The sequence below is a fragment of the Streptomyces canus genome, assembly GCF_041435015.1.
Taxonomy (GTDB): Bacteria; Actinomycetota; Actinomycetes; order Streptomycetales; family Streptomycetaceae; genus Streptomyces; species Streptomyces canus_G.
Genome location: NZ_CP107989.1, coordinates 1 through 13,738, shown reverse-complemented (window position 1 = coordinate 13,738; position 13,738 = coordinate 1). Strand labels below are relative to the sequence as shown.

Genomic DNA, 13,738 nt, shown 5'->3' with positions numbered 1-13,738 from the left:
TGGCGGCCACGTTCTATGGCTCACGCAACTTGCTCTTGAGTACTTTTCCCGAGGCGTTCCTCGGGAGCTGCGCCACGAAATCCACCACGGTCGGGCTCTTGTAGCCCGCGAGGTATTCCTTGGCGTACGAAATGACCTCGCCCTCTGTCAGCGAGGGCTGTGCGGGCGCCCGTACGACGACGGCCCGCACCGTCTCGCCCCACCGGCGGGAGGGGGCCCCGATCACCGCGACCTCGGCGATCCCCGGGTGAGTCGAGAGGACGTGCTCCACCTCGGTCGGGTACACGTTCTCGCCGCCCGTGATGATGACGTCCTTGAGCCGGTCGCACAGATGGAGATAGCCACCGCGCAGGAACCCGGCGTCGCCGGTGCGCAGGAATGCGTCCGGGGCGAGAACGTGTGCCGTCTCCTCCGGGGCCTCCCAGTACGCGGACATCGCCGTCGGTGTCTTCGCCCAGACCTCGCCCACCACGCCTTCGGCGACGTCCTTCTCCGTCAGGGGATCGACGACCCGTACCGTCACTTCGGGAAGTGGGAGCCCGGCCGAGCCCAGTCTGCCGTCGGTGTCGGCCAGATCGTGGTCCTCGGGAGGCAGCACCGTGATGCCGATGGTCTCCGTCGAGCCGTAGAACTGGAGGAACTTGCAGCGGAAGCGGCGCAGGCAGGTCCGCAGCAGGTCGGGGTCCATGGGAGAGCCGGCATAGGCGATGGTGTCGAGGGCGGAGAGGTCGTAGCGGTCGACGTCCTCGTCCTGGAGGGCCTGCAGAACCGCGGGCACGACCATGGTCGTGGTCACCCGGTGGCGTTCCACGACTTCCAGCACCGAGCGGGGTTTGGCATCGGCGGACAGCACGCAGTGGGCCCCGACGGCCAGTGCCGCGATCGCTGTGTTCAGCCCTGCGGCGTGGAAGAGGGGAAGCGCCGCCAGCAGAACGGATTTTTGGGTGACGCCCATGACGCCGGCGGCGCTGAACGTCGCGCGCACGGCCCGGCCGTCGAACAGCGCGGCCTTGGGCACTCCGGTCGTGCCGGAGGTGTACATCATGAACGCGGGATCGGAGTCCGTGGTCACGGCAGGCGGCTCCTGCGGGTCCCGGCAGAGAAGCCATTTCTCGTAGTCGTCGGTCTCGTCCCCGATGACCACGACGGTTTCCACCGTCGTAAGCTCGTCCCGGACAGGGGTGAGCTTGCCGACGAGATCCTCCGAGACGAACAGCACTCTGGGGCGCGCGTTGTTGACCACGCAGAGCAACTCCGACGGGGCGAGCCGCCAGTTCGCGGCGACGCTCACCCAACCCGCCATCGACGCACCGAACAGGACCTCGAAGAACTCGGGCCTGTTGCGGCCCAGGTAGAGCACCCGCTCCCTCGCACCCGGCGCGGAACCGGCGAGCCCCTGTGCGACACGGCAACTGCGTTCGTACACCTCGCGCCAGTTCCGGGTCACACCGTCGTAGGTGAGACAGGCAGCTTCGGGTGTGCGTGTCGCCCACGTGCGGCAGATCGCCGCAAGTGCGGCCGTATCTTCGGGAATGTGCGTCATTTGTACGCGATTCCGTACGGGCTGTCGCCCACCAGACGCTTGTCGGCGAGCTCCCGTATCTCCGCCTCGGTGCACCCGAGTTCGGTCAGCACGGCCTCGTTGTCCTGGCCGAACAGCGGGGCGGGGCCCACGGCCGGCGGACGGGGGGCGTGGGAGAAGCGCATGGCCGGTGCGAGGTGTCGCACCGTACCGGCGACCGCATGGTGCACCGGGAACGGCCGCTGCCGATGAACGAGTTGAGGGTGGTCGGCGAGATCCAGACCGACGGCCATGACGGCCGCGGGCACCCCCGCGGAACGAAGGGCCGCCACGATCTTTTCGGCGGGCTCCCCGGCACACGCGTGGGCAAGGCCGTCGTCGAGCTGCGCACGCCGTTCGCGGCGTCCTTCGGCCGTCGCGAACTCCGCGTCGGCGGCCCAGTCGTCGCGGCCCAGGACACGGCACAGGGCCGTCCACTGCGCGTCGGTCGTGACGGAGATCGCGATCCAGTCGTCGTCGGCGCACGGGTACATCCCCTGCGGGATCGCGAGCGGGGATCTGTTACCGGCACGTGTGCGCGGCTCTCCAGTGGCCGACGCTTCGATCACCGGGCGGGCGGTCAGCTGTATGGCGACATCGCCCAGCGCCAGCTCCGCGCACACGGCCTCGCCGGTACGGCGGCGCCGCCGGATCGCCGTCAGCAGTACCAACGACGCCAGGTGCGCGGAGAACGGGTCGGTGACCGTGCCGGTGACAACCGGTTCGCCGTCCTCGTACCCGGTCATCTGGGTGACCCCTGCGGCCGCTTCGGCGGTGTAGGTGAACCCCGGGCGGTTATGCCAGCTGCCCGTGAGCCCCCATGCGGGCATGCGGACGACGATGAGGTCCGGGTTGACCTCGCGCATGCCGTCGAAGTCCAGTCCCCGGTCGTCAAGCACGCGAGGCGTGTAGTTCTCCAGCACCACGTGCGCGGTGGCGATCAACCGCTTTGCCAGGTCCAGGCCCTTGGCGTCGGAGAGGTCCAGTGTGACCTCCCGCTTGCCGATGTTGGGGCCGAGGAAGGGGCCCGCGCGCTCCCACGAGCGGTTCACGGTCATGGGATTGCCCGAGAAGCGCATGGCGTCGGGGCGGTTCACCGCCTCCACCTTGATCACCTCGGCGCCCAGGGAGGCGAGATGGGCCGTGGCCAGGGGCCCCGCCTGGAAGGTGCCGAACTCCACGACGCGCAGGCCCTTCAGAGGCTGCGCGGGGTCCGCCTCGGCAGTGGCCGCAGCGGGAGTCCGCACGCTCGGGCGCGAGATCCGGAACGGCGGTGCAGGCTGTAGGAAGCCGGCTTCCGGATGCCGTACGAAGGAGTTCCGCTCGGCGTACGGCGCCAGCTCGGCGACCGTGTCGGGCGAGGTCAGCGGGACCACGGGCACACGGTGGAGCACACCGAGCTCGGTCAGTTCCTCGACCGTGTGGCGCTCGGTGAACCGCCGGACCAACGGGGTGATCTCGGTGCCGTTGTACAGCCGGTCCGAGACCATGTCGAACCGGGAGTCGTCCAGTTCGGGCACCCTTGCCATCTCCTTGAACGCCTTCCACTGCGCGTCCGTGACGGCGACGACGCACACCCAGCCGTCCTTCGCGCGTTCGACACCGGGAACGGGGTTCTGCGGGATCGGGTAGCGCGTGTGGGGAGAGAGCTGGGAGAACAGCCAGGGGAACTGGAGCAGTCCGACCAGCGCCTCGAAACGCGAGACGTCGACGTCGATCGCCGAGGCCGCCCCGGCCTCGGTGCTCAACAGCGCTGACACGGCACCCACGGCCGCGCACGCTCCGGCCGTGAGCTCGCCAAACTCCACGCCGCTGGCGACCGGCGGACGGTCCCCTCTGGGGTGGAGCACGGTGAGGCCGGCCTCGGCCTGGAGTGTGAACTCGGTCGCCGGCAACTTGGCGAACGGGCCGTCGAGCCCGTAGTCGGAAACGGTGACCACGACCAGCCGCGGATTCTCCCTGCGCAGGGCTTCCGCCAGCGCCCGGAATCCCGGCAGGTCGTCGTCGCAGATCACGACGGCCGGGCCGGTCGCGAGTTCCGGCACCAGCCGGGCGACGGCGGTCCGGGCGTCTGCGAGTTCATCGGAGTCGCACCGCACCACGCGCTTGCCCTGGTGCAGATGACTCACGTAGGCCTCGTATCCGGCGTCCTGCGCCGTCGGCCGTTCGCCGGCACGCGGCTCAAGGCGTACCACGCGGGCGCCGACATCGGCTAGCAACCTGCCGCAGTACATGGTCGAGACCCGGCTCCCGGCCTCGACCACGGTGACATCGTGAAGCATCTTTCACCCTCCCGTCAGCGGTGTCCTGCACCTTCGCGCGGCCCGCGGCCACCGGACAGCGGTGGTTCCGTCGGCTGGAACAGCCCGGCGGCCTCGTGGGCCGTACTACTCACGCGGCTTCCAGCAGGCCCAGGCCGAGGTCACTGACCTGCGCCCCGGAGGCGACCGCCTTGCGGCAGGCCATGAAGGTGCGCGGATCGTCGACGACCAGGGCGCCGACGGCCCGCCCCGCCTCATCGGCGTAGACGGCGGTCATCCCGCTGTCTTCGATGCCGCCTCGCAGCGCGCTCAGCCGGCCCTCAGCGGGCCTGCCGACGATCTGGATGCGCCGACCGTACTGGTCGGACCAGACGTAGGGCACCTGGGCCCGTGGCGCCTGCTGCCCGAGGATGTCGGCCGCGACGATCTCCCCGTGCTCCCCGGCATTGGTCCAGTGCTCGATGCGCAGCGACTTGCCGCACATCGGGTGATACCGGTGAGCGATGTCACCTGCGGCGTAGACCGCGCCCACGCCCACGCCCGTGACACGCAGCCGGCTGTCGCAGGCCACCCCGTTGGCGAGATCGAGCCCGGAGGACTCCAGCCAGTCCGTGGCGGGACGTGCGCCGATGCCGACGACGACCAGGTCGGCAGGGAGGGTGCGGCCGTCGGCCAGGACGACACCGGTTACCCGGCCCCGTCCGTCGTCGGTGAAGCTGCTGAATCCGACGCCGGCCTCGACCGCGACGCCGTTCATGGCGTGAATGCCCGCCAGCATCCGACCTACCCGCTCACCGAACAGATGGGCCATGGGGATCGGCTGCGCTTCCACGACACAGACGTCCAGCCCGCGCGCCCGGGCCGCTGCAGCGAACTCGGCGCCGATGAAGCCAGCCCCGATGACCACCACCCTGGGCGAACGGTCGAGTTCGGCTCGCAGCGCCCACGCGTCGTCGGCCGTCCGAAGTGTGTGGACGCCCGAGAGGTCGCCGGTACCCGGCAGTGTGCGCGGGGTGACCCCCGTGGCGAGGACCAGCCGGTCGAACGGCAACCGCTCGCCCCCGTCGGTCGCCACGCGCCGCTCGGTGAGGTCGAGACCGACCGCCTTCACGCCGAGCATCAGCTCGATGCCGCGTTCGTCGGCCTCCTGTTTCGTCAGCAGGACGGGAGGCTCGCCCGCACGGTCGGGGGCCAGCACCTCCTTGGACAGGGCCGGCTTGTCGTACGGCTGGTGCCGCTCCTCGCCGACGAGGGTGATGCGCTCCTGGAAGCCCCCCTGCCGGAGAGCCTGCGCCGTACGCACGCCCGCCACCGAGGCGCCGATGATCAGAACAGTCATGCATGCACTGTCGGAATTACCGGCAGCGGCCACAATGTCGAGTGCCGGTCACTGGAACTCATCGCCATGAACGCCACCGATAACGGCAGTGCCCCGGAACCGGCCTTGATCGGGCCGATCCCGGGGCAGCTCCCGCCCATGCTCACCGAACTGGTTTGATTCCCGCGGCGTGTCTTCGCGCCAACACCTCGTACACACCTGGGTTGTTCAGTATCCACTGCTCGGCGGTCGTTCCGACGATGGACCGCTTGACCACCGCCGGAATACCCGCCACCAGGGCCTCCGCCGGGAAGTCCGAACCGGCCGGTACCAGCGAATGCGCGGCGACGAGCGACCGCGCCCCGACCCGCGCACCGTCGAGCACGGTGCTGCCGTTCCCGATCAGTGCCTCTTCCCCGATGACCGCGCCGTGCACGACGCACAGATGCCCCACGGTCGCGCCGGGACCGATCTCCGTGGGCAGATCGGGTGGTCCATGCAGCACGCTGCCGTCCTGCACATTGGCTCCTCGGCGCACTGTGATGCGGGAGTAGTCGCCCCGCAGGACCGCGTTGTACCAGACCGACGCGCCCGCCTCGATGACAACGTCGCCGATCAGTACGACGGTGGGCGCGACGAACGCGTCCGGGTGGACGGCGGGTGCGATCCCGTCGAGCTCGTACAGCGGCACTGTCACAGGCTCCCGCTGACGAAGCCGCGCACGGCGGCCACGAAACGGTCGTGCTGCTCGATCTGCGTCCAGTGGCCGCACTTCCCGATGCCGTACAGCCGCACGTTCGGGAGGTGGTCGAAGAACCACTTGCCGCCGTCGAAGACAACGAACCGGTCCTCACGCCCGTGGATGACGAGAACATCCTGCTCGATCTTGGCCGCGTCCTCGGGCGTCAGCGCCCACGGCCGGTCGAGGACGTCTACGAAGGTGGCCCGGTGGGAGCGTTCCACATCCGGCCGCACGGCGCGCGGGATCCGCTGCTCCGCGATCTTTCGCAGGTCCCCGCCGAACAGCTGCGGGTCGTAGACGAACTGTTCCAGCAGGTGCTGCATGGCCTCAGTCGTCGGATTGTCGTAGAACAGGGCCAGCGACGGGATCGCGGGACCGGGCGGAATCGGCGAACCGCCGGAACCCATGAGAACGATCTTCTCGACCCGCTCCGGCGCCTGCAGCGTCGCACCGAGCGACCATATGCCGCCCATGGAGTTGCCGACGAGGACCGCCTTCTCCAGTCCCAGCTCGTCCAGCAGCCCGATCAGGGTGTCGACTCGGAGCTGGGTGAAGGCCGCCATGCCCTGCGGCGGCGGCTCGGGGTGGCTGGAGTCGCCGAAGCCGATGACGTCCGGCGCGAGGCAGTAGTAGTCGTTCCCGAGATCCTTCAGCACCGCTTCCCAGTTCGAGAGGCCGGTCGCGCCCGGTCCGGAACCGTGCAGGAACAGGAGGGCCGGCTTGGACTTGTCACCGGAAGCGTTCAGCTGGAATTCGTACTCTCCGACCGCGACCTTGGTCGTGGTGATCGGTGCGTCGGCCATGCTCACTCCTCACTTGACATGTGCTGCAGACCGCCATGATTCACACGCCACCGTTGTGACGGCAGGAGGTTGTTCCACCCCCCGGAACCCCGTCACTCGCGCGTTGGCGTCCACGCGGCAGAAACAAAGCTGAATCCGATCCCCCTGGACATGTCGAGCACGTCTCGACCGAGCGCACCGGCGCCGCCCCGGCCACGCCACGGGCTCCGGGCGTCATCGTGCCGCCTCCGGGGTTCCAGCAGCCGAAACCGGCGCTCGGCAGCTCTGGCCGTCCGGCCTAGCGTCGCCGTCATGCGAGCAGCTGTCATTACAAGAGCCAGAGGGGCCCCTGCGCTGCAGGAGGTCGACGAACCCCGCCCGACCGAGCACGGCACGGTTGTGACCGTCACGGCCGCCGGGGTCAACCCGCATGACTTGGTGGTCGCGGCCGGAGTCAACCAACCTCCGCCGGTTCCCTATGTGTCAGGCTCCGAGGGCGTCGGCACCGTCGGTGACGGAACTCGCGTCGACTTCGGACGCACGCACCTGCCACATGGCTCGTTCGCTGAGCGGGCGGTCACCTCGGCGGACTCGGTGCAGGAGATCCCGGACGCGCTGGCGGACGGTGCCGCGCTCGCGATCGGCGTGGCCGGAATCTCCGCGCGGCTGTCCCTGACCCGGAAGGCCGGTCTCCGCCAGGGTGAGCAGGTTCTGGTCCTCGGGGCCACGGGCAGCGTCGGTCGGATTGCGATCCAGGCGGCCAAAGTCCTCGGTGCCGGACGGGTGGTGGCGGGCCGCAACCCCGCCGTGCTCGACGCCCTCAAGGAGCGGGGAGCGGACGAGGCCGTCCGGCTGGACGACGACTGTCCCGCCGCGCTCCGGAAGGCGAGCCAGGGCGGATTCGATCTGGTGGGTGGACATGCTCTACGGAGCGCCGATGGTCGCAGTGATGAAAGTGAGCAAAGTCCATGGCTGAATCACACAGCACGTCCGGTCCGTCGTTGAACGTCGCGGTGGTGGGTGCCACCGGCAGCGTCGGCCGCCCCCTGATCGCCGAGCTCATCGCACGGGGACACCGGGTCACCGCCGTGACAACCCATCCGGAGCTCGTCGCATCCCACCCGTCGGTACGGACCGTCGAGGCCGACGCCAACGACTCCGCCCAGCTCGTGCCCGTCATCACGGGCCACGACGTGGTCGTCACGGCGATCCAGTACGCCAAAACAGACCACGCCCGGCTGATCTCGTCCGTCAGGGAATCGAAGGCGCCGCTCTACTTCGTCACGGGCGGAAGCGGAACCCTGCTCGTGCCGGGCACGAAGACACGCGTCATGGACACGGACGTCTTCCCCGCGGAATTCGCGAAATCGGCCGCCGCCGCGGCGCACTTCTGGAAGCTGCTGGAGCAGGTCGACGACCTGGACTGGATCTACCTCGCTCCGCCGCCCGGAATCGGCCCGGGTGAGCGCACCGGCCGTTTCCGTCGTGGTGGTCGGGAACTGCTCCAAACCCCGGACGGGACGCTGCCCGGGATCTCGTTCGACGACTACGCCATCGCGATCGTCGACGAGCTGGAGAGTCCCTCACACATCCGCGACCGATTCACGGTCGCCTACTGAAGCAGGCATCAGGGGCCGACGGCCGGCACCGGAGCCAGTACCAGGGCAGGGGCCTGATCCCGGTCGATCAGGCCCCTGCCGGGTTTCCGCGCCAACAGCGATGAGGAGCAGGCACAAGACACGAGATCACTCAGCGTGTCCCGCGAAGGCACCCACCGCCCCACCCCTCCCCGTCGTCAGGCCGACGACGCCTGGGACACGAGGTCGAGGGCGATGTCGGTGATCATGTCCTCCTGGCCGCCGACCATCTTGCGGCGTCCGACCTCGACGAGAATGGCGCGGGTGTCGATGCCGTAACGCTCGGAGGCCTTCTCGGCGTGCCGCAGGAAGCTCGAGTACACGCCCGCGTAGCCGAGAGTGAGGGTCTCGCGGTCCACCCGCACCTCGCGGTCCTGCAGCGGTCGTACGATGTCGTCGGCGGCGTCCATCAGGGGGAACAGGTCGCAGCCGTGCTCCCAGCCCATCAGGTCGGCGACCGCGATGAAGGCTTCCAGGGGGCAGTTGCCCGCCCCGGCGCCCTGCCCTGCGAGGGAGGCGTCGACGCGGGTGACGCCGTTCTCGACGGCGACGACCGAGTTGGCCACGCCCAGGCCGAGGTTGTGGTGGGCGTGGATGCCCAGTTCGGTGGCAGGGTCCAGGACGTCCCGATAGGCGCGGAAGCGGTCGCGGACGCCGTCCATGGTGAGGCGGCCCCCCGAGTCGGTTACGTAGACGCAGTGCGCGCCATAGGACTCCATCAGCTTGGCCTGGCGGGCGAGTTCGGCCGGTTCGGCCATGTGGGACATCATCAGGAACCCGGCGACGTCCATGCCCAACTCGCGCGCGGCGGCGATGTGCTGGGCGGAGATGTCGGCCTCGGTGCAGTGCGTGGCTATGCGCACCGAGCGGATGCCGAGGGAGTGGGCCTGCTTCAGATCGTGGATGGTGCCGATACCGGGGAGCAGCAGAGTGGTGGGGGTCGCCTGGTGTACGGCGTCCAGGACCGCTTCGATCCACTCCCAGTCGGTGTGCGCGCCGACGCCGTAGTTGATGCTGGAGCCGGACAATCCGTCGCCGTGGGCGATCTCGATGGCGGACACTCCGGCCGTGTCGAGGGCGGCGGCGATGGTGCGGGCCTGGTCGACGGTGTAGCGGTGGCGGACGGCGTGCATGCCGTCCCGCAGGGTGACGTCCTGGACGTACAGACGGGTCATCGGGACGCCACCTCCGGGGCGATGGGGGTCCCCCCGCTCGAGCGAAGCCGAGAGTGGGGGAGGCCGGCCATGCGCTCCGCGGTGCGCAGCGCGGCCGAGGTCATGATGTCGAGGTTGCCGGCGTAGGCCGGCAGGTAGTGGGCGGCGCCCTCCACCTCCAGGAAGACGGACACCTTCAGTGCGTCGCCACCGCCGCGGGCGAGGGTGTGCAGCGGGTCGTCAGCGGCCGCCCGCTCGAACTGCACCTTCTGCTTCAGGCGGTAACCGGGCACGTACGCCTGCACCCGCCCGACCATCTCTTCGATCGACGCGGTGACGGCCTCCGTGGCGCAGTCGGAGACCAGGCAGTGCACGGTGTCACGCATGATCAGCGGCGGTTCGGCCGGATTGAGGATGATGATCGCCTTGCCGCGCGCCGCGCCACCCACCTTCTCAATGGCAGACGACGTGGTCTCGGTGAACTCGTCGATGTTGGCCCGGGTACCCGGACCGGCCGAGCGGGACGAGATGGAGGCGACGATCTCGCCGTAGTGCACGGGCGTGACGGCGTTCACGGCGGCGACGATCGGGATGGTGGCCTGGCCGCCGCAGGTGACCATGTTCACGTTCGTCGCGTCCAGATGCGCGGCGCCGTTGACCGGCGGGACGACGTACGGTCCCAGTGCGGCGGGGGTGAGGTCGACCACCGTCTTGCCGTGCGCGCGCAGCACCTCGTCGTGGTGGCGGTGAGCGCCGGCGGAGGTGGCGTCGAAGACGATCCTCACGTCCTGGAACTCGTCCATGCCGACCAGGCCGTCGATGCCCTCGTGCGTGGTGGCGACCTTGAGGCGCTTCGCCCGGGCGAGACCGTCGGAATCCGGATCGATGCCCACCATGGCAGCGATCTCCAGGCTCTCCGATAGCCGCAGAACCTTGATCATGAGGTCGGTGCCGATGTTCCCCGAGCCGATGACGGCCACCTTGGTACGGGGAGAAGGTGTTGTGGTGGTCACTGCTGCCCTGCCTTCTGGTCGGATGCGGGTGCGAAGCCGACGCGTACGGAGCCGAGTCCGGAGATGACCGCTTCGAAGCGGCTGCCGGGGGTGGCGACAGCCATGGGGCCGAGGGCGCCGGTCAGCACGACGTCGCCGGCGCGCAGCGGATCGCCCATCCCGGCCAGCGTCGACGCGAGCCACACGGCCGCGTTCAGGGGGCCGTCGAGGCAGTCGGCGCCGGTGCCGTGCGAGACCTCCTCGCCGTCGCGACTGAGCGTCATGCGCACGGCGCGCAGATCGACAGAGGTCAGCGGCACTGGTGTTGCGCCGAGGACGAACAGGCCGGAGGAGGCGTTGTCGGCGACCGTGTCGATCAGACTGATGTCCCAGTCCGCGATCCGGCTGTCGACGATCTCCAGGGCGGGGAGGGCGAAGTCCACTGCTCGCAGCACGTCGGCGACCGTCGTGTCGGGGTGCGGCAGGCCGGCCGCCAGCACGAGCGCGACCTCTGCCTCGATCTTGGGCTGGAGCAGCCGTCCGTAGGGCACCGTCCCGCCGTCGGGTACCGCCATGTCCGCCAGCAGCGCGCCGAAGTCCGGCTGATCTACGCCGAGTTGGGCCTGCACCGCAGGCGAGGTCAGACCGATCTTGCGACCGACGAGGCGACCGCCCTGAGCGAGCTTGCGCTCGACGTTGAGGCGCTGCACGGCGTAGGCGCTGCTCACATCTCCGGCAGGCAACTGGTCGCGTACCGGCGGACATGGCGTACCGGACTGCTCAGCCTCCCAGAGGGCGTGGGCCGTTTTTTTCGTCTCCGGGGATGGCGTGCGGGACGAATGGGACGGCATGGGCGACCTCCGGAAGCGCGGGTGCAGCAATCGAATGCGGCACTCCTTGGATAGACGACACACCCCGAGCACGGCAGAACATGTTCCATTAACCGGAACAGTTCAGTTCTCGGTCAGTACCCCTGATGGTCAGGGGAAGCCACATCAGCTTCGACGCGCCCAGATCGGCGGTGTTCCAGCGGTCGCCCGCGTAGATGTGCCGAGTTGTTCGAGCCGTCGGGTGCGTTGGCCGGTCATCTGTCCGGCTGTGTGGGCGCGTCGTTGTTCTGCGATCCATTGTCCTAGTGGTGTGGCGCCTTCGCGGTGTGCGTAGGGCACGCGGGCGTTCCCGACCCGTTCGACGTATGTCTTGAGTTTCGTCCAGGCGCGGGCCCAGTCCTGGCGTTCGGTGTCGATCACGTTGAAGCTGACCCAGTCGGCGACCGTCACGGGATCTCTGGGGGCGGCGAATCGGAGCAGCAGCCGTGATTCGGCTTCGCCTTCCTCGGGCGGCGTGCCGATGTTCACGGACGGTTGGGCGACGTCCTTCCGGGGCTCTTGGGGAATGGCCAGCAGTTCCACGGCTTCTTCATCGTGGGCCCGCAGTCCTTCCAGGACTTTCACCAGGGGCCGGTAGGACCCGGAGGTGAACATGTCCTCGGGCTGCTCTCCGGGCTGGAGGAAGACGGGCACGATCAAGGAGGCGAGTTTGCCTTGTCCGGGCTTTTGGCGGAGTGCCCGGCCGATGGCCTGGACGATGTCGTGCGGCGCGCCCTTGGGGTCCAGCAGGGCGACGGAGTCCACCGCGCGGATGTCGACGCCCTCGCCCAGGACACGGCAGTTGGAGAGCACGGCCCGCTGCGCCGTGGACCCGAACGAGCCGAGAACCTCCCGCCGACGTTCGGGGACGTGTTCGCCGCACAGCCAGTCGGCCCAGATCCGAGCCGGGTACGTCTCCGGCTGATCCGCGTGCAGCTTCGCCGCCACTCGCTCCAAGCCCTCTGCGTAGGCCTGTGCCTCGATGGTGCGGTGGTGGAAGGTGATGCACGTCGACAGGTCGTGCTGCGCCATCGTGTGCAGGAGCGCGGCCTGCAGGGCTCCGAGCCGCTGCCCGCGCACTTCCTCGCTGTGCCGCTCCTCGCCCATCAGCTTCTCCGGGGTGACGACCGGGTCCTTCAGCTCCAGGACGATGATCTGGTACCGCGCCAGCAACCCCCGCGAGACGGCCGACGCCAAGCTGAGCTTGTACAGGACGGGCCCGAAGACGGTCTCGTCGTCCATGGACGCTGCCATCTCCCGCGGCAGCGGATCCCGCACTCCCTCAGCAACCTCCCGGCTCAGCCGCTCTTCCCAGATCCGCGGTGTGGCCGTCAGGTACAGCCGCCGGTACGCCGGGATGACGCTCTGGTCATGGATGGCCGCCCAAGCCTTCCCCATCGACCCTGACGTCCGGTGCGCCTCATCAACCACCGCCAAGTCCACCGGGGCCAACTGCTGGCCGTAGACACCCTCGAAAGCCTCCGCCAGTACACCCAAAGACGCGTAGGTGGCGTAGATGGTCACCGGCCCCTGCCCATGCCACAGCGCCAACTGGATCGGGTTCGTCGTGGAGCGCACCTTCAACGACCACAGCCCCGGATCGTCCTGAAGCGAACACACCGCAACCGCCGGCCCCTTGTGCCCGGCCTCATGCCACGCCCTCACCGTCTGCGCCAGCAGATCCAGCGTCGGCACCAGCACGAGCACACGCCCCCTGGGCACAAGCCGCCTCGCCGACGCCGCCGCCATGATGGTCTTCCCCGTCCCACACGCGGCGTGCACCTGCCCACGAAGACCATTCCAGGGAATACCACCCGGCGGAACATCAAGACCCCGCACAATGGCAGCAACGGCCTCGATCTGGTGATCACGCAACTTCACGGCCATGCCCCGTGCTCTCCCTTTCGCGGAATGCAGCGCGTAATAGCAAATAGAATCCAGGCGCAAGGTGCGCGGCGGTAGGGTGTAGCACCTAATCCCAGACTCTACACAGCCACAACTCGTGATGCATCACCCGCACACCAACTCCTGCGCCCGAGGGTGACACAGTGACTCAATCTCACTCGCGAACGGCCGGTTACCCTGTAGGCTGACAGGCCATTGGCAAACATGTCGGGACAGGCCAGCCAGCGGGGGAGGAGTTCAGGGTGGAGCGCAGCGGAACCCGTCACCACCGCGAGGCCGGCACCCCATCAGTCCGACGGTCCGTCACATCCGTTACAGAGATGATAGCCGGGAATCCCAAGCCCTACACAGACCCGCGCCTGACGCACCCACCCCCCACTGCCAGCCCCAGGAATCCCGCTTGCGGGATTCCCCAATTCGCGCTTGCGCGAATTGACACGCACCCAGAATTCCGCTTGCGGAATTCGATTCCACGCTCGCGGGGGAATCTGGCGGAGCGTCAGCGGAGCCGTTCCCT

General features: G+C 68.9%; 10 protein-coding genes and 1 pseudogene. 2 read left to right on the top strand and 9 right to left on the bottom strand.

Going from position 1 to position 13,738, the window contains the following annotated elements; all coding sequences use genetic code 11:
- Positions 1 to 13: 13 nt before the first annotated feature.
- From OG841_RS00055 to OG841_RS00035, 5 genes are all read right to left on the bottom strand, one after another.
- On the bottom strand, positions 14 to 1,543 hold the full coding sequence (locus OG841_RS00055) for an AMP-binding protein (protein ID WP_328635678.1): 1,530 nt from the start codon (positions 1,541 to 1,543) through the stop codon (positions 14 to 16).
- Positions 1,540 to 3,843, bottom strand: a complete 2,304-nt coding sequence (locus OG841_RS00050) for a CaiB/BaiF CoA-transferase family protein (protein WP_328635677.1) — start codon at positions 3,841 to 3,843, stop codon at positions 1,540 to 1,542. Before OG841_RS00050 ends, OG841_RS00055 begins: the two co-directional genes overlap by 4 nt.
- A 109-nt stretch (positions 3,844 to 3,952) precedes the next feature.
- Positions 3,953 to 5,161, bottom strand: coding sequence for an NAD(P)/FAD-dependent oxidoreductase (locus OG841_RS00045; RefSeq protein ID WP_328635676.1), 1,209 nt, complete (start codon positions 5,159 to 5,161; stop codon positions 3,953 to 3,955).
- A gap of 142 nt (positions 5,162 to 5,303) precedes the next feature.
- Positions 5,304 to 5,831: a gamma carbonic anhydrase family protein gene (locus tag OG841_RS00040; protein ID WP_266802490.1), complete on the bottom strand. Its 528-nt coding sequence runs from the start codon at positions 5,829 to 5,831 to the stop codon at positions 5,304 to 5,306.
- 2 nt (positions 5,832 to 5,833) lie between these two features.
- Positions 5,834 to 6,685: an alpha/beta fold hydrolase gene (locus OG841_RS00035; protein WP_328635675.1), complete on the bottom strand. Its 852-nt coding sequence runs from the start codon at positions 6,683 to 6,685 to the stop codon at positions 5,834 to 5,836.
- A gap of 291 nt (positions 6,686 to 6,976) precedes the next feature.
- Between OG841_RS00035 and OG841_RS00030 the strand changes: the two genes are divergently transcribed.
- Together OG841_RS00030 and OG841_RS00025 are read left to right on the top strand one after the other, a co-directional pair.
- A complete protein-coding gene (locus OG841_RS00030) occupies positions 6,977 to 7,669 on the top strand; it encodes a zinc-binding alcohol dehydrogenase family protein (RefSeq protein ID WP_328635674.1) in 693 nt (230 codons plus the stop codon).
- Positions 7,633 to 8,283 (top strand): NAD(P)-dependent oxidoreductase, encoded by a 651-nt coding sequence (locus tag OG841_RS00025; protein WP_328635673.1) that lies wholly within the window; start codon positions 7,633 to 7,635, stop codon positions 8,281 to 8,283. The genes OG841_RS00030 and OG841_RS00025 overlap by 37 nt, the downstream gene beginning before the upstream one ends.
- A gap of 176 nt (positions 8,284 to 8,459) precedes the next feature.
- On the opposite strand, the gene dmpG is transcribed toward OG841_RS00025, so the two are convergent.
- From dmpG to OG841_RS00005, 4 genes and pseudogenes are all read right to left on the bottom strand, one after another.
- Positions 8,460 to 9,476, bottom strand: a complete 1,017-nt coding sequence (dmpG, locus tag OG841_RS00020) for a 4-hydroxy-2-oxovalerate aldolase (protein ID WP_328635672.1) — start codon at positions 9,474 to 9,476, stop codon at positions 8,460 to 8,462.
- Entirely contained in the window at positions 9,473 to 10,468 is a 996-nt protein-coding gene (locus tag OG841_RS00015) for an acetaldehyde dehydrogenase (acetylating) (protein ID WP_328635671.1), read from the bottom strand. Before OG841_RS00015 ends, dmpG begins: the two co-directional genes overlap by 4 nt.
- Complete coding sequence (gene mhpD, locus OG841_RS00010; protein ID WP_328635670.1) at positions 10,465 to 11,298, bottom strand: 2-keto-4-pentenoate hydratase; 834 nt, start codon at positions 11,296 to 11,298, stop codon at positions 10,465 to 10,467. Before mhpD ends, OG841_RS00015 begins: the two co-directional genes overlap by 4 nt.
- Positions 11,299 to 11,496: 198 nt before the next feature.
- Positions 11,497 to 13,203, bottom strand: a pseudogene (locus OG841_RS00005) (DEAD/DEAH box helicase family protein); the annotation flags it as partial.
- Positions 13,204 to 13,738 lie beyond the last annotated feature (535 nt).